This is a genomic window from Microseira wollei NIES-4236 (assembly GCF_020521235.1).
Lineage (GTDB): Bacteria > Cyanobacteriota > Cyanobacteriia > Cyanobacteriales > Aerosakkonemataceae > Microseira > Microseira wollei.
In genome coordinates this window covers 1-1423 of sequence record NZ_BLAY01000437.1, presented here as the reverse complement: position 1 = coordinate 1423, position 1423 = coordinate 1, and the positions used below count along the sequence as shown (strand labels likewise).

Sequence of the window (1423 nt, the reverse complement as noted above, 5' to 3'; positions counted from 1 at the left end):
GTGAACTACCCACCGTCAAGCGGAGTACCGCTATGACGGGGGCTTCCAACTTCAACCGGAACAGCATCCAGCAAAACCGAAGTTTTACCAGGTTGACTTACATTCCGTCCATTGGCAGACGCGCTAGTTCCTAACGCAATAATCCGCAAGGCTTCATCCCTAATGTTCTTTGCAGCATTGATATCTCTATCGTTACGGCTGTGACACTTAGGGCAATCCCAGTGACGCACGTTCAGAGGCATTTCTGATACTTTATGGAGACAATTATTGCAAGTCTTAGAGCTAGGGAAAAAGCGATCTATCTCGATGTAGATCTTGCCTAGCTTTTCAGCTTTGTACTTGAGCATTGTTCCGAACATCCCCCACCCAGCATCGCTAATTGCTTTAGCTAGACAGTGATTACGTACCATGCCTTTGACGTTGAGATTTTCTACTGCAATAACTTGGTTTTCGTCTACTATCTTGCGGGATAGTTTGTGGAGAAAATCTTCGCGTACTCTCTTGATTTTTGAATGAACTCTGGCTACTAATCTTTTAGCTTTATGTCTGGTATTACTCCCTTTCTGCTTACGGCTTATTTTTTGCTGTTTGCGCTTTAGATTGCGGCTGTGTTTCTTGAGATGCTTAGGGTTTGCATACTTGCTACCATCGCTAGTTACAACAAAGTCAATTAGCCCAACATCTAGTCCAATAGCTTTACCTTCTGCATTAGCTTCTGGAGTCTCTAACCCATCATCAACTAAGATTGAAGCATAGTATTTACCATCAGTGTTTTTAGAAATAGTAACGGTTTTAACCGGGCCGTCTAGTTGTTGATGAATTACGCAATGCACCTCACCAATAATTGGTAGTTTGATGAAGCTATCTCCTACTTTGACATTTTGAGGATAACTAATAGATTGCCTACCATGCTTCGATTTGAAGCTAGGGAAACCGCCACGTTTATCAAAGAAGTTTTTATAAGCAGTAGATAGATTCAGTGCAACTACTTGAAGTGATTGAGAATAAGCATTTGTCAGCCAAGGATACTCTTTTTTGAGATTTGGGAGTAATCCTTGAATGGCACTTCTGCTAAGTCCTTTACCAGTATCTTTGTAGGTTTGCTGACACAGATTCAAGCTGTAATTCCAAAACCAACGACAACAACCAAAAGCACCCGCAAAATACGTTTGCTGCTCGGCTGTAGGATAGATTCGGAACTTGTAGGCTTGATACATTATCAGTTATCGGTATCTCTGATAACATCGTAACAAGGATACCAGGAAAATGCAAGGAATTTGTTCGCTTCCTCATACACCGCCTCTCCTGCCAAGATCTGCGATTGTTCGATTGGTCGGCGGTGCAATCGTCTTCTCACTCGCCTTTCATCCCGCCGCTAAGGTGAGTACACCTATAGCGGGGGAATTCCCGTCTGTCCAGTTAA

At 42.9% G+C, this 1423-nt stretch carries 1 protein-coding gene; it reads right to left on the bottom strand.

What is annotated here, in order from left to right:
- Window positions 1–5: 5 nt before the first annotated feature.
- Window positions 6–1217 carry an RNA-guided endonuclease InsQ/TnpB family protein gene (locus tag MiSe_RS49085; RefSeq protein ID WP_226594815.1) on the bottom strand — a complete coding sequence of 404 codons (1212 nt, stop codon included), beginning with the start codon at window positions 1215–1217 and terminating at the stop codon, window positions 6–8.
- Between the last annotated feature and the right edge of the window lie 206 nt (window positions 1218–1423).